A 17237-nucleotide genomic window follows, 5' to 3' on the forward strand; every position below is an offset into this window, starting at 1 on the left:
TCAACACGATAGTTCACTCACCATCACGACGAGAAAGCCCGTGGATTGAAGCGTCTGGACCGCACACCCCCTCGCATGACTTCGGACCTTGCGTCGCAGGTGAAAGACGTGTTGACGGTAGACAGGGAGGAGTTTCAGGCTCGTGTCGAGGAGGACGCAGAGGTCATCAAACGGGAACTGGAGGACGGCACGTTCGACAACCCGCAGGCCATCGTCGGGTTCGAGTACGAGTTCTACGCCGTGGACGGTGAGACGAAGGCGCTCTCGCGGGTTCCGCGCAGGCTCCTGTCGCTCATCGGCTTCGAGAAGGAACTCGGCCTGCACAACGCCGAGATGTCTACGAGTCCTCAGCCGCTGAACGAGTACGGGCTGGCGGCACAGGAATCCGAGGTGAAAGCCCGCCTCTCCGCGGCCGAAGACCGGGCTGGAGCCGAAGGGATGCGCCTCGTGAGCGATGGTCTCTGGACGATTCCGCCGACCGGCGAGACGGCGAGACGGTATCTCACCGACGGCGTCGAGGACGACGGGGTTCAAATAGCGGCGAACATGAGCAACTCGGTGCGGTATCACGCGATGGCGAACACGGGGGAGGCCGTCGGGATGGAACTCGACGCGCCGCACGTCTCGTTGACCTCGAAGACGGTGATGCCCGAGAGCCTCATCACGTCCATCCAGCCCCACTACCAGGTGCCACACGCCCGCGACCTGCCGACGTACTTCGAGTACGCGACCCGTATCGCGGCCCCGCTGTTGGCCCTCAGCGTCAACTCGCCCTTCTTCCCGCCGGATCTGTACGAAGACGCGCCAGCCGAGGAGATCGTGGACGAGGCGTGGATGGAAAACCGCATCCACGTCTTCGAGTCGGTGTTGAACGCCGACGACCCCGGCAAAGTTCGATTCCCGGACGACCTCGAATCGGCGGCGGACGCTATCGACGACGTGGTCGACGACCGCACCATCGTGCCGATGCCCGTCTCCCGCTCGGACCGCTTCGACGACGAGTTCGCGCATTTCCGGTTGAAACACGGCACTTACTGGCGGTGGGTTCGTCCGGTGTTCGGCGGGTCCACGCGCGCCGACGCGAACGCGCGCATCGAGTTTCGCCCCATCGCCGCGCAACCGACGGTCCGCGACTCCATCGCGTTTCAGGCGGCGTTCGCGGGCCTGTTGGAGAGCACGTTCCGCCGGGAGCATCCGGTACACCACCTGGATTGGGTCGTCGCACGGGACAACTTCTACGCCGCCATGCGCGACGGACTCGACGCCGACCTCTATTGGATCACGAATTCCGGCGAGGAGACGACGGAGACGGACGAGTTGTTCAGCGACTTGTTCGCCCACGCGAAGGACGGTCTGCAAGCGCGGGGATTGTCGGACGAACAGGCGGCGAAATACCTCTACCCGCTCCGACAGCGCGCGCGCCACCGTGTGACGCCCGCGGACTGGAAGAAACGGGAGGTAAAAGAACGGCTGGAGGATGGCGAGTCGCTGGAGGATGCTATCTCGGGTATGCAACGCGCCTACATCGACCAACAGAAAGAGACGTTACTCGACGGTAGCTTTACCGACTGGAATTAGAGGACCTCGTCGAAGTCCTTGTGCCCGGTGATATCGACGCCTTCCTCGGTGATCTCGGCGAGGAAGACACCGTTGCCGCTGCCGGTGTCGCGCTCGACGGCGCTCTTGATACCGCGTGCGGCGACGGCCTTCGCTTCCTCGTTCGAGAGACCTTCCTCGTAATCCTGTTCGAGGACACCGTAGGCGAGTTGCATCCCGCTACCCGTGACGGTGTAGTCGTCGGCCATGACGCCACCGGCGGGGTCGAGGCTGTAGATGTGTGCGCCTTCCTCGTCGATACCGCCGAGGATGGGCGAAACCATGAAGAACGGGCCGCTACGGAGCATGTTGCCCGCGAGCGTCGAGAGGGCCTGCATGCTCATCTGCTCGCCGCGTCGGGACTCGTAGAGGTTGGATTCGATGCGCATCGTTCGGATGAACGACTGTGCACCACCGACCGACCCGGCCATCGTCAGTGCGGCCGTCGGGTGGATCTGTTCGACCTTCTGGACGTTCTTGTTGGAGACGAAGCGACCGCCGAGGCTGGCGCGCATGTCCGTCGCCATGACGACGCCCTCGCCGGTCGTGAGACCGATGGTGGTCGTCCCGGTTTTGTTGACGTTTTTCATATCGTCCTTCGAGAAGTTGTTCTCGGGGAGCGAACCGATTTCCGGCTCGTACGGGCTGGTGTCGTTGCCGCCGAAACGCTCCAGATTACGCGAGAAGTCGGAACCGTGCATTGGAGTACGCATTACCCGACCGTAGTCCGTCAGCACTGATAAAACCAACCCTTCCGGGGTGTGACTGCCGGAGAAAAACGAACCGCCGGTTTCGATTATGCGCGCTTGGTGTTCTCGTAGGTCTTTTCGAGGGAGGCCATTATTCGGTGCATCGGGAACGGAACACCTGCACGTCGAGCGACGAGGGCGACCGGAAGCAGACAGATTCCGGCGAATACGCTCATCTGGTACAGGGCAAACAGTGTCGCGCGTCGTATCGGTGCGAACATTGCAACTTCACCCGTCCCTGAGCCGCACCCCTATAAATTCGTTATTGCTCTGGAAGATTCATAACGATTTATACACCCCGATCAGGGCTCCGCCGTCTATCGATTCAAACGCACTTGTGTAGTGCACAATTATAGACGAATTCGTTCCGGGGGACCACGATGGCCACGCCATTCCAACGTCGTCAATATGCGTAAGTTATGAGGATCATTATCGTCTCATGCGCGATATCGTTCCGATTTTGCCCCCACGCTGCGCGTGAACACCGTGCACACCACCTCCTGAAACCACACACCACCCCATGAAACCAGCGCTCATACTGTCATCCAGCTAGCCGAAAGGATTGACGCGTATGCCCACCAATAGCTATCCGTGAACGTCGTCGTCGACCTTCGACTCCCACGCGAGGAATTCGCACTTCACGAGTTGTTCCAGTATCGTTCCGACGTTCGAATCGAACTGGAACAAATCGTTCCGACACGGGAGTACTCGATTCCCTTCGTCTGGGTCGCGACCGCCGAGCCGGCGTTTCTCGATACCGTCGCGTTCGATCAGTCACCCATCGATTCCATGGAGGTTCTCAGCAGAACCGAGAACGGTGCCCTCTGTCGAGTCGTTTGGGCGAGCGCAACGGACGGAATTCACGGAATCCTGACCGAAGGGGATTTGACGCTGCTCGATGCCGTCGGGAACGACGATGGCTGGCTGTTCCGAATCCGATTCCCGGATCACGAATCGACGACGAAGTTTCGGGAGGCTTGCGACGACCGCTCGATAACGTACGAAGTTCGCCGGATCTACACCGTGGACGAGTTCCCGGCAAAACAGTACGGATTGACCGACGAGCAACGCGAAGCGCTCGCAACGGCGTTCGCGTCCGGTTACTTCCGCGTCCCGCGGGAAACGTCGCTCTCGGAACTCGCCGAGACGCTCGACATCTCCCCGCAGGCCGCCTCGGGACGCCTCAGGCGTGGCTTGGAGCGAATGCTCGGTGCGACGCTGTTCCCCCGGACCGGTCCGAGCGATATTTCCGAGGGGTAATAAAAGTGAGAACCACTAAACCCCAAGAATTCCCTTACTACTTCACCTTCAACCAGAGGATGTGGGCCATATCGTTTTGTGTACGGATGCCGGGAGGTATCTGACATGTGTCGGGATTCGGACGGCCACGGACCGATTCTCAACGAAGCGAACCACGGTGATGGACGGATCGCGGAAACCGTTATCGACGCGATCTCCGAAGTCGTCGGGGACAGTTCGACGGAGATAAAACCGCTGTACGAGAGTATCGATCCCGATGCGCTGGAGGATTTGTTCGACCGACGATCCGGGAAGGACGTTCCGACACGGGTGGAGTTCCGCCACAGGGAATTCTCCATCGCCGTCGAAGAGAACGGTCGCGTCGTCATCTACGACGCTCGATAGTGTGCCAGTACGCTTTTGCTGCTATCCGTTGTCAGCCCCCTCATGCCTGACAACGAGTACGACGTGTACCTCGTGCCGACTGGCAAACGGGGTGGGGAACAGAACATAGTGTCACCCGTCGCAGCGACGGACGTAGATTTCTACGAGACGGGTATCTGGATTCGGCGGAAAGGTGGACGGAACTTCTTCCCGTACGAACAGATTCGAACCATCAGGGAGCACCACTCGGGCCAGTAAAACGAAACGGGAACCGACACCGGAACGCCTAGTTCGGCGTCAAGCCGACGATTTCGCGCGAGAAGATGTCGGCATAGCCCGAGAAGGACATCTTGAGGGAGGGCACGCCGGGGAACGTGAGCGTCTGGATTCCGATCATCGGACGCTCGACGTCCGTGCCCAGACTCCGTAGCGCGCTCTCGATTGCGGTGTACAGTTTTGCGGTTTCCTCGACTTCGAGGTCCGAGCACACCCCGGCCACTCGCGTCGGGAGTTCGGCGATCACGTCGCCGTCCCTGACGACCGCCCAGCCACCGCCCATCTCGTTGACGTGCGAAACTGCACGACGGAGGTCTTCACCGCTACCGACGGCGATGACGCCGGGCGTCTCCCACGTGAGACTGGTTGCAATCGCACCCTCGATCGGTCCCAATCCGGTAACGAAGCCGGTGAAACCGGTTCCGTCCCCGTCCGGATGCCGGTCGAGGAGCGTGACTTTCAACAGGCCGTCCTCCGGCGCAGCGACGAGTTCGCCGTCCTCCTCCGGTGGGACGACGTTCGTCTCTCCCGAGAGCAGTCCTTCGCGATATTCGATGGCGCGAACCTCCCCGTCGACGGCCACGTCCGCGGGAACGCGGAACTCGTCGGGATCGGTGCTGACGTTCACGCTGTCGTAGAAGTGGTCGGGATACTCGTAGGAACGCGGCGCGACGGCCATCTCGTGGTTGTTGTAGACGACCTCGCCGCCGTTGATCACGGTGGTGACGTTGACGGTTTCCAAGTCGTCGATGAGCAGGATATCGGCGATGTTGCCCGGAGCGAGCGACCCGAGGTTCGACAGGCCGAAGTGGCGGGCAGGGTTGAGCGTCGCCATGCGAATTGCGTCCGCAGGCGAGACGCCCTCCTCGATCGCCCGGCGGACCACCACGTCCATGTATCCCTCCCGGACGAGTTCCCGGGGCCACATTCCGTCCGTCGAGAGCGAGATTTCGGCCGCGCCGATTTCCTCGTACGCCTCGCCGACTGCCGACATGTCGTCACGAATCGAGCCACAACGGCCGACGGCGTGGATACCGTTCTCGACGCGCTCGATGATGTCCTCGCCCGTGATCGACTCGTGGTCGTCGTCGACGACGGTCGCGAACGCTTGGAGTTTCTCTCCCGAACAGCCAGCACCGTGGCCGCTGACGGTTTTGCCCTCGATGTGGGCGCGCTCGTACAGGTCCTCGGTCGGGGAGTCCCGACCGACGGCGTGAATCCAGTCGGTCTCGCCGACGCCGACGATGCGAGCGTCACCGAGGAGGTTGGTGAGCGATTCCGCGTTCCCGCGTGCGGGTTCGAACGTGTCGATGAGAGGTTGCGGCGGAACCGTTGCGTACACCCGAATCGGGAGGTACGACGTCGCGGCGAGCAACTGTTCGACGCCTTCCGCGCCGAACGACAACCCGAAACCCGAAACCTCCGATATGACGGTCGTCGTTCCACTTTCGAGGGCGTAGTGATAGGCGTTCTCGAACGTCTGATGCAAATCGATATGCGTGTGAGCGTCGATGAATCCCGGCGTCACGACGCGGTCACTGGCGTTGATGACTCGGGTTTCGTCGCCGATAGCGTCGGTTCCATCCTCCGGCAGCGCAGCGACGCGGTTGTTCTTCACGACCACATCGCGGGCCTGAAACTCGCACAACTCCGGCAAGAGAACGCGACCGTTCCGAATCACGAGGTCGGCAGGTTCGTCGCCGAGGGTGACGGGTTGCAGTTCGTTCATTTAGTTACTCCCTCGTACACCACGACGCCACCTTGTTCGTGTCGGTTCACTTCCCCGCGCTCTTCGAGCACGTCGAGGTGGCCGACCGCCTCGCTCATCCCGGGGAAGTACTCCGTCGCGGGCAGATCGTCGAACAACCCTTCCATCACGCCGAACGCCGTCGTCGGGTCGTCCACGAGCGTGCGAACGTTTCGGGTTCGCTCCTCGTGGGAGTCGAGGATTTCGCCGATCCGCTCGGAGGGGTCATCGATCTCTTCACGGTGGCCGGGAAAGATGTGGTCGAGGTCGCGCTCGCGGAGGTTCGAGAGGGAGCGGTTGAACGACGGAAGCATACGCGGGCGCTTTCCACCGCTCTCCATCGGCGGTTGAAGGAACGGGTTGGGGGTGATATCACCGAGCACGTGGTCACCGACGACCGCCATCGATTCGCCCTCGTATTCGAACGTGAAGATGGTCTCCCCGGCGGAGTGTCCCTGAACGAACTCGGCAGTCAACTCGATACCCTCGACCGTGACCGATTCGCCGTCGTCGAGTGCGAGGTCGGTTTCGACGCTCGGGGCGGCCGAGAGATACGCCTCCGGAAGGTTGGTCACGGTTTGGGCGGTCGTCGCCGCCATCCCGTTCCGGTCGAAGAAATCCGAGAAGTACTCCTGTTCGTACCGCAATCTGTCGTCGAAATTCCCCAAAATGTCCGCTGCCGCGGTGCTGGCGACGACCCGTGCGCCCGATTCACGAAGCCGCTTTGCCAAGCCGAAATGGTCCGGATGCGGGTGCGTGATGAGCACCTGCTCCACGTCGCTCGGACTGAGGTCGTGGTCCTCCAACCCGTCGAGCAGTGCAGTCCATGCCTCTTCGCTTCCCGGACCGGGGTCCACCAGCGTCCGCCCCGTCAAGTAGGCGTTCACTGGTCCGATTTGGAACGGCGTCGGAATCGAAAGCCGCGTAAACATACGTATCTCCTTTCTTTGCCCGTGGTAAAACCGTTTTTGAACCGGGGTCCCCGCCGAATTCCGACGGAACGATTATATCTGACCCAAGCGTAAGGACATAATTGGGAGAGCCATGAACACACACTTCAAAGACGCGTGGTACCACCTCCGACTTGCCGGGAGTCATATCGGGCGTGGTCTCCGTGAGGAACTGCAACCCGCCGAGCGAAAAGCCCGCGAACTGACCGGACGGGAACGACCGCCGGAGCCGAACCGACGGGAGAAGATGCGACGAAACCTCCGTGGCGTGGAGCACGAAGCGAAACGACGCTCCCGCGACGCCGTCCGGGACGCGAGAAAGCGGATGAGTTAGACCTCGAATCCGATACACTCACAGTCCGCGAAGTCGCCGCCCTCGACGTGCGGGGGCGACGCGTTTTTTCGATCCACATCGACACGGCCACGGAACGTCGAGTTCCTGAACGCCACGTCGTCGGCCTTGACGAGCATGGTCGCGTTCCCGTCCGCGTCGTGGGTGGCCGTCACGCCATCGAAGACGATTCCCTCGCCGAGGACGTTGATACCGTGTCGATTTTCCGTACCGTTTCGGAAGGCAAACCGGCAGTCGCGGAGTTCGGTTCCGTCGCGCCATAGCTCCACGCAGTAGCCGTGAATCGCGCCGTCGCCCGAGTCCACCAGTTCCACGTTCTCCAAGACGACCGGACCGTCCCCGTCGTTGACCTTGATGGCACGCGCCGAGGACTCACACTCGATCTTTAGGTCGCGCACGCGGGCGGAGCGACTCGAAATCCGGAGCCCGTCGTTGTCGCAGTCCGGCAGGCGAATCTCGGCGTTCGAGACGCGTGCGTCGCCCTCCTGTAACCAGAGTCCACAGCCAGTGTATTCGGTCTCGTCCACCTCGATTTCAACGCCGCTGGCTTCGTCGCCATCACCCAACCGGAGGTTCGCGTTCCCGTTGCCCTTCCACAGGCCTCCCTCCACGAAACACGGTCCCGTCCCGCCCGCGAGGTAGCCGCCGTTGTTCACCCACCCCTCGACGTGGCAGTCGCGGAACGTCAGTTCGCCGCGGTGGTCGTCGGTAACGCTGATACCGATCGGATGGCTGGTCTGTGACTCCGCGGGTGACTGGTTCGGATACGCGTCGGGCCGGAACGCACATCCGTCCGGTAGCGAGACGTTCACCTCGCCCACCCCATCCGGGTGCGTGACCGCCGCGTAAATCGCCCCGAGGGCCTTCTTGCCCGCCGATGCACACTCACCCTCGACCGCCACGTTCTCGATTCGCAGGTCGTCGCTCGCCCGCGCCGAGATGGCCTGCGCCCCGACGTCCTCCGCGGTCATATCGAACGTCAGGTTTCTAATCTCGACCGTCGTGGCCGACGACTCGGCGGATACGCCCCAATCGCCCCCGACGTCCAGCCCGTACTGCTGGTCGGGGTCGGTCACGACCAGCGTGGCGTGCGGGTCGCCCACCACCGCGACCGCTTCGGCGTCGTTGTGGTAGAACCGCCCGTCGAGGTGGTAGCGTCCCTCCGGAAGCACGAACTTCGTCCGCGGACCGGTGTGCGCGGAAAGCACTTCGTTCAGGGGTTTCCCGCCGTCCCGAACGCCCGGCTCCGCATCGGCCACGTTCACCACGTTCCAGTCGGTCATGTTCGGGGGTCGGAATCGCTGGCCCTTGGTCGTACCGGCCGCCCTCGAAAGCAAGCCTTAAGTCCGGTGCAGGAAAACGAAAAAGTGAGCGGGTCGGTAGTCTAGTCCGGTTATGACAGCTCCTTCACACGGAGCAGATCGGCAGTTCGAATCTGCCCCGACCCATCAATTTCTGCCACGAGTAACCGATGAGCGGCGCGTCTACGCCGCTCGTCACAGACGAGTGGCAAATCGATTCGGTAATTACCGCGCTGTCTACAGGGTGGGTCGTTGAACACAAACGAGTTGGTTTGTTGATGGGTGCTCTCTCTCTCTCGACTTTGGACTCATTTCGGAGTCTCATAAATAATAAATATGTTGGCGTTCTTGTTTTACAATACTAGAAAAACACCTTTGTCAATTCTACAATAATATACCTCCGTATCGCCCTGTGAAATGCTACCATCATCCAAAGAAATGTCAGGATACAATCGTAGGATGAACAACGGAACGGCGCATTGGAGAAAAACGGATTCCGAGCCACGACTGGATCTCGACACGATCTTACGGGCAGTGAATCATTCATATCGTCGCCACACACTCCTGTATCTCAACGTTACGAATGAACCACAACCAGTTGCCGATGTAGCTGCGGCAGTTTGTGAAGAGTTAGAGCAGTATTCCGACTCCGATCGTCAGCGGATTGCGCTGGCCCTCAGACATCAACATCTACCTCTTCTCGGGGATGCTGGATTAGTCGAATGGACGCCTCGTGGTCTCATCGAGTCAACCGGCATAACATCCGACGCTGTACGCCTGATCCAAAATGTACCGAAGTATTTCGAATGAATACCGTATCCAATTTTTTCTAAACAACTCGAAGAACGATTGTTGGCTATGATCAAACATGGCAGTTTCGAACCCGATTATTTTAAGGATGCGTGCCCGGTAGCAGCATACTCAGCAAAGTAAGTGCTACAAAATATCACGATATCGACTGATTCGATTAGAGAATCCAAAACCATGACTGATTCAACTAATCCACTGTCAGACACTACCCAGCCAATTCAGCCGAAACTCACCGACGGCGGTGAAATAGATTCACTCCCAGTAGCGATCGTTCGCGAGGTTGCTGCAGAGAAAGAGGTTGAAACATCGTCGCTCCCACCAATCTACGAGACGATTAACCCAGACGCTCTTGAGGAACTCTTCGACTCACCGTTGGATGATACGTCCCAAACGACTGGACGTATCGTTTTCGAGTACAGCGGGTGCCAAGTCGTAGTTACGAGTGCTGGTGATGTACAGGCAACACTGCTCGACGACGGCCAAGAAATCTGAGTACGAGAGCGGCAACTGATCGCCCCGCTCGTGAACACGAAGAACAGTGTCTTCGCTTCCGTCTCGCCGAACGACTTGTGTGTTCCCCTCGTACTCCCTGTTCTCAGGAGCCCGTTTTCAACCACTCAGACAGTGGTTTTCGCCACAAAAGTGGCACCAAAACTACCAAAAATTAGTTCAGGAAATCATTTTCAGACTATGCGACGACATTGGAAGCGTGATGTCCGGAAAATCGGACACAGAACTGCCACCGCTCCGGCACGACTACGACGCGCCTGAACCGCACGTGGTTGAGTGAAGTAGACCGGACCCGGCAACTAAAGCAACTACAATCACATGACAACCCGAATTTACGCCGCGTTGGACTACGCATTGCTCGTAATCGAAGGACGAGGTGGGAACTGGGACGCCAATCGATACTTCGATGGCAATGAACGGCCGTACGCTGTTGCCGTTGATCCATACGCCCCCGAGCGTGCGTACCTCGGGACATTCAACGATGGACTGTGGCGAACAGTAGACGGTGGCAATTCCTGGTCACAGATCGGCTCCGATTTCTCGTCGTCGCGAGTCATGGCGATCGCCGTCGCTGGAGAGGATCGACCAGGGGAGTACGGAACGGTCTATGCAGGAACGGAACCGAGTGCGGTATACCGGTCAGATGACGGTGGGGACACGTGGAACGAGTGTCACGGCCTCACGGATCTCGATTCAGCGACGGAATGGTCGTTCCCCGGCCGTCCGGACACCCATCACGTCCGCTGGATCGAACCGGATCCAAACGTTCCTGAGCGACTCCACGTCAGTATCGAAGCTGGAGCGGTTGTGAGGACCAGCGACCGAGGTGAGACATGGGTTGATCGAGTACCCGATGGACCATTCGATGCACATACGCTCGCAACTCACCCAGATGCACCGAATCGGGTGTACGCCGCTGCAGGAGACGGTTTGCTAGAGGAGGGCCATGAATACGTGGAGAGTACCGATGGCGGTGACTCGTGGGTCTACTCATCCGAAGGCCTCGAACAGCACTACGGATGGGCCGTTGCGGTCGACCCCGGCGACCCGGACACCCGTGTCATAACGACCTCGCCGGGGGCGGGTAGAGCGCATGACATCGAAGACGAAGCGGTTCGCACGCACGACGAACCCAACGACCCATACTCGGTCGTCTATCGACGACAAGGCGAGGAACTCTGGCAGCAATGTACGGATGGCTTTCCGGATCCGGCCGGGCTCTTCGTGCCTGTTCTCGCAACGATACCCGATGAATCAGGTACGTTTTACGCCCTGACGAACCGTGGCCTCTATCGATCGGCGGATTCCGGGGAAACGTGGGACGAAATCGACCTGTCATGGAAGGATAGATACCGTGAACAGCAACCTCGTTCGGTCGCTGCGACCAGTATTCGAGACGAGTGATCGGTCCGAAAAGCATTGTTCCACGGATTACGTTCCCGCCGAATAACTCACAACGGACGACAATCACAGTAACATGACAGCGTTAATCGGAACATCAGATGGAGTCTATCGGGCTAGTACCATCCCGTTCGAGACTGTAGAACAGGTTCTCGATGCGGGTTTCGTAACAGAGATACGGACCTTCGATACTGCGGAGGGAATATTCGCGGCGACGACGTCAGGGCTGTACCACTCACCCGATAATGGCGAATCGTGGAATGATCTAGGAGTACCGACTGATTCAGTGTGGTCGGTGTGTGCAACAGCAACGGAGGTGTATGCAGGGACAGCGCCAGCACACCTGTACCGCTCCACTGATCGTGGACAAACGTGGTCCGAAGTTAAAACGCTCCAAGAACAACCGTCACGGCCGAAGTGGACAGCCCCCGGTGATATCCCCCCTCGACTCCGTGCCCTCGGAATTCACCCGACCGCCCCCGAGAGGCTGGTGGTCGGCATCGAGGCTGGCAAGCTTCATCTAACCGAAGACAGTGGCGAGAGTTGGGTTGAGCGGGACGATCCGGTTCCGGACGACATCCACCACGTTCACATGCTATCTCCAGATGAGTTCGTCGTCTCTACCGGATATCTGGGTACAGACGGAATACAATCAGGTGGCCTCTATCGCACGGAAGATTGGGGTGAGGAGTGGTCTCGTCTCGATACGGGTGACCGACCGTATTTCCGGAAATCGATCACCCACGACGGCAATCTATACGCGTCTGCAGCACGCGATGCGCCACCGTCCTGGAGTGGCGGTGCGGACGCGGTACTGTACGAATCGACTGACGACGAATCGCTTACAGAGGTACCGTATCCTGGTGGGCCGAAGGAAGTAATCGACGCGTGGGCCGTCATCGATGGACAGGTGGTCGCAGGGACGGTGTTCAGCTCTGAGGAGACTGATCGAACGATCAACATGAGTACGGCCGCTGGATCGAGCGGGAGCGTCTTGCAACGAACGACGAACGGCGAATGGCAGCGAGTCGGAAGCGTTCCCGCTGGAATCCACTCACTTGCCTCTCTCTGAGCCCTCGAAAGATGCGACTTTTCGGGAGTCGTCCTACAGTCCCTCTGAATTCTGCATTCGCAGATAGCCATCACTTTCGAGTATTAGCGGATGTTCACTTGAGAGGATTGGCGAACCGACGCGCACGTGGCCGTTGTTGGTCGCTGTGACGGGTGGGTGTGGTGTAGTATCTCTATGAGCGGTTACAGAAGACATAGGCCGTCTCTTTCTTAGTATGTTCAGTTAAGCAGGGGCTGTGTATGGCGAGCAGTGTAGATAAACCATCTCGACTCCGACTACTCCCTATGGCAATCGTCGCAGAGATTCTCCTCGCGGATCGAGCGCTCCCGTTGGTTGATCTCGCGTGCTCGATCCCGAGTAACGAAATATCAATCTCCAATATCGTCCCGCTCGAAGATGAACGGCTTCTCGTCGCGGTGACCATGACCGACGACTCGCGAGAGGCGTTCGAGCGGGAAGTAGACGCACAGCCAGAGGTCGTTGACACGGTAAAACTCGGACGGACGGCCGAGGGGTGGTTTTATCGATTGACCATCGACGACGAATCCGGCCTCGCTGCTTCACACGATCACGAGGCGTTCAAGGGCGTACTGATGAACGCGGCGGTTACCCCCGAAGGGGTGAGACATCAGAAGGTGTTCTCCGACTACGAAGCGTTCAAAACCCACCGAGATCTGTGTGCGGCCCAAAACATCCCATTCAAATTGTTGAACATCGCAGCGGATCCCGAAAATCCCGGAGAACGGGATCAGTTTGGACTCACGGAGAAACAGCATCAGGCAATCTCGCTCGCGTTCGCCCGTGGATATTACGACTCTCCGCGCACCCTGTCGACGAAGGAACTCGCTAACGAACTCGGAATTTCCGGCCCGTCCGCGTCCGACCTTCTCCGCCGGGCCGAGAATCAACTCATCAGTCAGACGCTCGGACCGGAGCAATCGGTAACCCAACACACTCGGTAGCTATGCGGGCTGTGGTTCCTCGAACTCGAACGTGACTCCGGTCAACTCTTCAGAAACCTCCCAAAGGCGGCGTGCAGTAGCGTGGTCGTACGACGTCGCGTTCGAGACGACGTGGGTCGGGTTCCCTCGCATCTCCAAGAGCCCGCCCGGGCCGATGTAGTGACCGCCGTCGACGTTCGCCGCTGTCGCCGCATAGAGCGCTGGAAGTGCACCGGCGACGGCGGATTGCGTCATGAAGGTGTTCACGAATTTCCTGACTATTTGTTGAATGACGGATGTATCCATCTCCGTGTCGCCGCTTGCAAGTTCGGTCGCCGACGAGCCTGGATGGGCGGCGACAGCAATCGTGTCGGCCCCAACCGCGCGAAGTCGGCGGTCCAGTTCGTAGGTGAACAGCAGATTTGCGAGTTTGCTCTGCGCGTACGCTTCGAATCGGCTGTAGGACTGTTTTCCATTGAGGTCGTCGAAGTGGATTTCGCCAGACCCGGACTTATGGGCGATACTACTCTGCGTGACGACACGGGTCTCTCCGTCGGTCTCCACGAGGTGGTCGAGGAGGAGTCCAGTTAGCGCAAAGTGTCCGAGGTGGTTAACGCCGAGTTGTCGTTCGAACCCATCTTCTGTCGTCGAATACGGCGTCATCATTATACCAGCGTTGTTGAGGAGCACATCGAGGCGGTCGAACTCGGACTCGAACTCGGTACCGAACTGTCGGATGGATGCTTGGCTTGCAAGGTCGAGTTCGAGCACCGTCAACGACGCATCGCTGACCATCGACTCGATCTTTCGACGTGCACGATTTGCCCGGTCGAGGCTCCGGCACGCCATGACGACGTGCCCACCTTTCCGCGCGAATGCTTTGGTCGCTTCAAGCCCAAGCCCGCTGTTCGCACCAGTGATGATGACTGTACGACCGGATTGGTCGGGCATATTCGTTGCAGTCCAGTTCGATTCTGTTGTCGCTTCCATACGATGATCGAAGTTCGTCTACTGGCCTGAGTCCTGTGCTAATATACAAGTTTGTTTAAATAGTATCTCGTATAGTATCAGTGTGAATTTGGATGGACATCGGCGTCTCCCACTGTTGAGCCGTACTCGTGACCAGGAGCCGAATTTCCGGGTCTTCTCCGGTTACAGAACCGTCGGTTGCTGACAAACGAGGTGTGAGAAGCGATGGGCCTCGATTACCGGACTGGGAGTATTCTATCTCCCGTACTATTTGAAGACGTAGACACATCCATCACAATCGTTAATGAAATTCCGGCCGTTACCGATGTGTGGTAGAAATGGTCGAAACAACACTCTACGGCTCACAAACGGGAATGGCACCATGACCGAGTCGAACCGCTACACCGGTCCGGAGGCGTTCGTAACTGCGTCGGAAGACGCGCCCGATTTCTGGCGGAACGGAATACTATGGAGCATTCTTATCTCGGCTGACGAAACGATGGGTCTGTTCACGATGATTGAACAACTGATGCCGGAAGGAGGTGGACCGCCACCACATATTCACGAACGCTCGCACGAATGTTTCTACATTCAAGAAGGTGAGATAACGTTTCAGGTCGATACCGAGCTGATTTCCGCGAGCGAAGGTGATGCGGTCTGGATCCCTCCAAATACACCTCACGCCTTCCGCATCGAGTCTCCTTCGGCACGTGCGCTGAACATGTATACTCCAGGTGGCTTCGATGACAACATCAGGATGCTTGGCACACCAGCGACAGAACGTCGTCTTCCGCCCCCGGACGCCGTACGAGAAGCGGATTCGGAACGAGAAGAGGAGTTTCGACAACGAATTCGTGACCTACACACGCAGTCTCAGGTGAATGTTCCGAATTTGCTAGCTACGGAGGATGAGGAGGAAGAAAGCCACGAATGAGGCACCGAGGTCGAAAGCTACAATCCGACGGTTGAGTCGTAACGATGTCTCTCGTACCAACCAAATCACTAATACGCTATACATAGTGAATGACTGCATGGCGGTTATTGTTGCGTTGTCTCTCCCTCCGGAGAGCTTCCCGTTAGGAACGATGCTCACTGCCGACAGCGACCTTCATATCGAGTTCGAACGCATCGTTCCTGTCGGGGGCGAAGTCGTGCCTATCTTTTGGGCGTGGGACGGTGACTTAGATGCCTTCGAACAGCGCGTTCGAGACGACACCAACGTCCAGCAATTCGTTGCAATCGACCAAGTGAAGGACCGTCGCTTGTATCTCCTCAATTGGGATATCCCAAGTGGAGCATTCTTGGAAGGACTCACCATCACGGAGGGCATTATTCGGAGCGCGCACGGATATGGAAACGAAAACTGGGAGTTCGAATTGCTGTTCCCCTCTCAAGACCAGTTGACGAAGTTCCATAACATCAGCCGTGAGAACGAGATCCAGTACACACTTGGCAAAATGCATTCATTGAGCGAGGCTGGAGCATCTGAACTCGAAACCATCGTCACGAACAAACAACGAGAAGCCATCGTGCTCGCATTCCAACGCGGGTATTTCAAGACGCCTCGGCAGGTCACACTCTCGGAACTGGCGGCCGAACTCGATATTACCCAACAGTCGCTATCCGACCGAATCCGACACGGAGTCGAAGCAATCGTGGAACACGTGCTGTTTGGTACGTCCGAATCCTGAATTTCGGATCCCCTTTCACTTCCTTCGTTCTATTTAGTGAGACCTGTTCGAACAGACCAAGACCTTATACATCCAGTTCCAGTAGTCCTGATCAAGATGGACACGTCGCCAAACGACGAAAGCGAACAACGTTCGCTGGACGTCTTATTTAAACTCCTCGCGGACGAACAACGTCGTCAAATCCTGTCCTATCTCATTTCGAACGCTGATCAACCCGTTCCACTCGAAACCATCGTAGAACATCTACAGACACACACTGGCACGAATCGAGAGCGACTGAAGATCCATCTTCATCACATCTCCTTCCCCAAACTGGCAGACCATGGTATGATCGAGTATAATCCTTCACTGCAACTCATCTCGTATACTGAACGCCCACGTCTCGAAGCGTTGCTGCAGCAAGAGCAGATTCCCGTCGATGAGGAGGGCGAGTCTGACACTGATTGACGAATCGGGGGGCGGCGAACTGGAGTCGCTACGCGAAACAGCGAAGAGGAACGTGATAGAAAAGCGTCTCACGCAATATCGGTGTAACAAGCGGTAGTGGCGTACGAGTTCGTTCCGGGCATTCTACCGCAGAGGGATTATTCTCGACTGTACAGACCATACATGACCGCGCTAGCTCCCACACTCACTGGACTTACCACGATCGTGGAGACCACACTGCCAATACGTAATAACTCCTGATACGTGCTAAAGCTCACCGAACCGCTCGGAACTCCCACGACGAGTACTGCCCCGACAGCACCGAGGAGAATCGACGCGATCCCAATCAGAACTGTCACACCAAAAATGGTCCACGCGTGTCCCTTCGTGAGAGAAAAACTGCGCTGTAGTGCTTCTATCGGGCCGCAGTCTTCCAGCATGATCGTCGCTGTGACTAACTGGAAACGCACGGAGAGATAGATACCGGGAATAACGAGAAACAGTGCCCCGATGAAGACGAGTATTCCCGCAACGATTCCAGCAATCAGCACAAAGAAAACACGGACGGGGAAGGAACGCTGGCTTTCGACGTCTCCACCCAGGGTGTTAAACGCCATAATTATCCCGAGTGCCCCGGCAACGAGCGAGAAGAAATTAGAGAACGTCTGAGAAAGAAGTCCGGAAAGACCGGTGATCAAGAACAACCCGAAGATGAGGGGCGTGTGAATTACCGTCGAAACTGCTTCGGAGGTAATATCGATGAAGCCGCTTGAAGCGTTTAGATCCGTTTCGATAGCTGATGATGTTCTACTCATCTTGATAT

The 17237-nt window shown here is 58.1% G+C and carries 19 protein-coding genes and 1 tRNA gene; 13 read left to right on the forward strand and 7 right to left on the reverse strand.

The window, feature by feature from the left end; genetic code table 11:
- Positions 1-75 precede the first annotated feature (75 nt).
- On the forward strand, positions 76-1578 hold the full coding sequence (locus NKF25_RS08620) for a hypothetical protein (RefSeq protein ID WP_253226272.1): 1503 nt from the start codon (positions 76-78) through the stop codon (positions 1576-1578).
- Here NKF25_RS08620 and psmB read toward each other — a convergent pair.
- Together psmB and NKF25_RS08630 are read right to left on the reverse strand one after the other, a co-directional pair.
- The gene (psmB, locus tag NKF25_RS08625) at positions 1575-2297 is read right to left on the reverse strand and encodes an archaeal proteasome endopeptidase complex subunit beta (RefSeq protein WP_223301965.1); all 723 of its coding nucleotides are present in this window, start codon (positions 2295-2297) and stop codon (positions 1575-1577) included. The genes NKF25_RS08620 and psmB overlap by 4 nt on opposite strands.
- A gap of 95 nt (positions 2298-2392) precedes the next feature.
- Positions 2393-2566 (reverse strand): hypothetical protein, encoded by a 174-nt coding sequence (locus tag NKF25_RS08630; protein WP_253226273.1) that lies wholly within the window; start codon positions 2564-2566, stop codon positions 2393-2395.
- Between the two features lie 370 nt (positions 2567-2936).
- Here NKF25_RS08630 and NKF25_RS24450 point away from each other — a divergent pair, with 370 nt between their 5' ends.
- The 3 genes from NKF25_RS24450 (at position 2937) to NKF25_RS08645 (ending at position 4226) form a co-directional block, all read left to right on the forward strand.
- Positions 2937-3605 carry a helix-turn-helix domain-containing protein gene (locus tag NKF25_RS24450; RefSeq protein WP_253226274.1) on the forward strand — a complete coding sequence of 223 codons (669 nt, stop codon included), beginning with the start codon at positions 2937-2939 and terminating at the stop codon, positions 3603-3605.
- Positions 3606-3710: 105 nt separating this feature from the next.
- Entirely contained in the window at positions 3711-3989 is a 279-nt protein-coding gene (locus tag NKF25_RS08640) for a HalOD1 output domain-containing protein (protein WP_253226275.1), read from the forward strand.
- Positions 3990-4031: 42 nt separating this feature from the next.
- Positions 4032-4226: a hypothetical protein gene (locus NKF25_RS08645; RefSeq protein ID WP_253226276.1), complete on the forward strand. Its 195-nt coding sequence runs from the start codon at positions 4032-4034 to the stop codon at positions 4224-4226.
- Positions 4227-4254: 28 nt separating this feature from the next.
- Here the strand turns inward: NKF25_RS08645 and NKF25_RS08650 are convergent, their stop codons facing one another.
- Together NKF25_RS08650 and NKF25_RS08655 are read right to left on the reverse strand one after the other, a co-directional pair.
- Complete coding sequence (locus NKF25_RS08650; RefSeq protein WP_253226277.1) at positions 4255-5973, reverse strand: adenine deaminase C-terminal domain-containing protein; 1719 nt, start codon at positions 5971-5973, stop codon at positions 4255-4257.
- Entirely contained in the window at positions 5970-6923 is a 954-nt protein-coding gene (locus tag NKF25_RS08655; protein ID WP_253226278.1) for an MBL fold metallo-hydrolase, read from the reverse strand. The genes NKF25_RS08650 and NKF25_RS08655 overlap by 4 nt, the downstream gene beginning before the upstream one ends.
- A gap of 112 nt (positions 6924-7035) precedes the next feature.
- On the opposite strand from NKF25_RS08655, the gene NKF25_RS08660 reads away from it, so the two are divergent.
- A complete protein-coding gene (locus tag NKF25_RS08660; protein ID WP_253226279.1) occupies positions 7036-7275 on the forward strand; it encodes a hypothetical protein in 240 nt (79 codons plus the stop codon).
- Here the strand turns inward: NKF25_RS08660 and NKF25_RS08665 are convergent.
- Entirely contained in the window at positions 7272-8576 is a 1305-nt protein-coding gene (locus NKF25_RS08665) for a hypothetical protein (RefSeq protein WP_253226280.1), read from the reverse strand. The two genes, NKF25_RS08660 and NKF25_RS08665, sit on opposite strands and share 4 nt — an antisense overlap.
- 90 nt (positions 8577-8666) lie before the next feature.
- On the opposite strand from NKF25_RS08665, the gene NKF25_RS08670 reads away from it, so the two are divergent.
- The 5 genes from NKF25_RS08670 (at position 8667) to NKF25_RS08690 (ending at position 13349) form a co-directional block, all read left to right on the forward strand.
- Positions 8667-8741, forward strand: a tRNA-Val gene (locus tag NKF25_RS08670).
- An 837-nt stretch (positions 8742-9578) separates the two neighbouring features.
- Complete coding sequence (locus tag NKF25_RS08675) at positions 9579-9896, forward strand: HalOD1 output domain-containing protein (RefSeq protein ID WP_253226281.1); 318 nt, start codon at positions 9579-9581, stop codon at positions 9894-9896.
- 336 nt (positions 9897-10232) lie between these two features.
- On the forward strand, positions 10233-11318 hold the full coding sequence (locus NKF25_RS08680; RefSeq protein ID WP_253226282.1) for a hypothetical protein: 1086 nt from the start codon (positions 10233-10235) through the stop codon (positions 11316-11318).
- A gap of 487 nt (positions 11319-11805) precedes the next feature.
- Complete coding sequence (locus NKF25_RS08685) at positions 11806-12387, forward strand: hypothetical protein (RefSeq protein WP_253226283.1); 582 nt, start codon at positions 11806-11808, stop codon at positions 12385-12387.
- Between the two features lie 284 nt (positions 12388-12671).
- Positions 12672-13349: a helix-turn-helix domain-containing protein gene (locus tag NKF25_RS08690; protein ID WP_253226284.1), complete on the forward strand. Its 678-nt coding sequence runs from the start codon at positions 12672-12674 to the stop codon at positions 13347-13349.
- Here the strand turns inward: NKF25_RS08690 and NKF25_RS08695 are convergent, their stop codons facing one another.
- Positions 13350-14318, reverse strand: coding sequence for an oxidoreductase (locus NKF25_RS08695; protein WP_256490500.1), 969 nt, complete (start codon positions 14316-14318; stop codon positions 13350-13352).
- A gap of 361 nt (positions 14319-14679) precedes the next feature.
- Between NKF25_RS08695 and NKF25_RS08700 the strand changes: the two genes are divergently transcribed.
- From NKF25_RS08700 to NKF25_RS08710, 3 genes are all read left to right on the forward strand, one after another.
- Positions 14680-15231 (forward strand): quercetin 2,3-dioxygenase, encoded by a 552-nt coding sequence (locus tag NKF25_RS08700; protein WP_253226286.1) that lies wholly within the window; start codon positions 14680-14682, stop codon positions 15229-15231.
- An 85-nt stretch (positions 15232-15316) separates the two neighbouring features.
- Entirely contained in the window at positions 15317-15988 is a 672-nt protein-coding gene (locus NKF25_RS08705; protein WP_253226287.1) for a helix-turn-helix domain-containing protein, read from the forward strand.
- 96 nt (positions 15989-16084) lie between these two features.
- Positions 16085-16435, forward strand: coding sequence for a hypothetical protein (locus tag NKF25_RS08710; protein WP_253226288.1), 351 nt, complete (start codon positions 16085-16087; stop codon positions 16433-16435).
- Between the two features lie 137 nt (positions 16436-16572).
- Here the strand turns inward: NKF25_RS08710 and NKF25_RS08715 are convergent, their stop codons facing one another.
- On the reverse strand, positions 16573-17229 hold the full coding sequence (locus tag NKF25_RS08715) for a hypothetical protein (RefSeq protein WP_253226289.1): 657 nt from the start codon (positions 17227-17229) through the stop codon (positions 16573-16575).
- Positions 17230-17237 lie beyond the last annotated feature (8 nt).

The sequence above is a fragment of the Haladaptatus sp. AB643 genome (assembly GCF_024136975.1).
GTDB lineage: Archaea > Halobacteriota > Halobacteria > Halobacteriales > Haladaptataceae > Haladaptatus.

What these genes read in the sequence shown, in the direction of transcription:
- NKF25_RS08620 (WP_253226272.1), top strand. Translation starts at nt 76, where the DNA reads ATGACTTCGGACCTTGCGTCGCAGGTGAAAGACGTGTTGACGGTAGAC.
- psmB (WP_223301965.1), bottom strand. Translation starts at nt 2,297, where the DNA reads ATGCACGGTTCCGACTTCTCGCGTAATCTGGAGCGTTTCGGCGGCAAC.
- NKF25_RS08630 (WP_253226273.1), bottom strand. Translation starts at nt 2,566, where the DNA reads ATGTTCGCACCGATACGACGCGCGACACTGTTTGCCCTGTACCAGATG.
- NKF25_RS08640 (WP_253226275.1), top strand. Translation starts at nt 3,711, where the DNA reads ATGTGTCGGGATTCGGACGGCCACGGACCGATTCTCAACGAAGCGAAC.
- NKF25_RS08645 (WP_253226276.1), top strand. Translation starts at nt 4,032, where the DNA reads ATGCCTGACAACGAGTACGACGTGTACCTCGTGCCGACTGGCAAACGG.
- NKF25_RS08650 (WP_253226277.1), bottom strand. Translation starts at nt 5,973, where the DNA reads ATGAACGAACTGCAACCCGTCACCCTCGGCGACGAACCTGCCGACCTC.
- NKF25_RS08655 (WP_253226278.1), bottom strand. Translation starts at nt 6,923, where the DNA reads ATGTTTACGCGGCTTTCGATTCCGACGCCGTTCCAAATCGGACCAGTG.
- NKF25_RS08660 (WP_253226279.1), top strand. Translation starts at nt 7,036, where the DNA reads ATGAACACACACTTCAAAGACGCGTGGTACCACCTCCGACTTGCCGGG.
- NKF25_RS08665 (WP_253226280.1), bottom strand. Translation starts at nt 8,576, where the DNA reads ATGACCGACTGGAACGTGGTGAACGTGGCCGATGCGGAGCCGGGCGTT.
- NKF25_RS08675 (WP_253226281.1), top strand. Translation starts at nt 9,579, where the DNA reads ATGACTGATTCAACTAATCCACTGTCAGACACTACCCAGCCAATTCAG.
- NKF25_RS08680 (WP_253226282.1), top strand. Translation starts at nt 10,233, where the DNA reads ATGACAACCCGAATTTACGCCGCGTTGGACTACGCATTGCTCGTAATC.
- NKF25_RS08690 (WP_253226284.1), top strand. Translation starts at nt 12,672, where the DNA reads ATGGCAATCGTCGCAGAGATTCTCCTCGCGGATCGAGCGCTCCCGTTG.
- NKF25_RS08695 (WP_256490500.1), bottom strand. Translation starts at nt 14,318, where the DNA reads ATGGAAGCGACAACAGAATCGAACTGGACTGCAACGAATATGCCCGAC.
- NKF25_RS08700 (WP_253226286.1), top strand. Translation starts at nt 14,680, where the DNA reads ATGACCGAGTCGAACCGCTACACCGGTCCGGAGGCGTTCGTAACTGCG.
- NKF25_RS08710 (WP_253226288.1), top strand. Translation starts at nt 16,085, where the DNA reads ATGGACACGTCGCCAAACGACGAAAGCGAACAACGTTCGCTGGACGTC.
- NKF25_RS08715 (WP_253226289.1), bottom strand. Translation starts at nt 17,229, where the DNA reads ATGAGTAGAACATCATCAGCTATCGAAACGGATCTAAACGCTTCAAGC.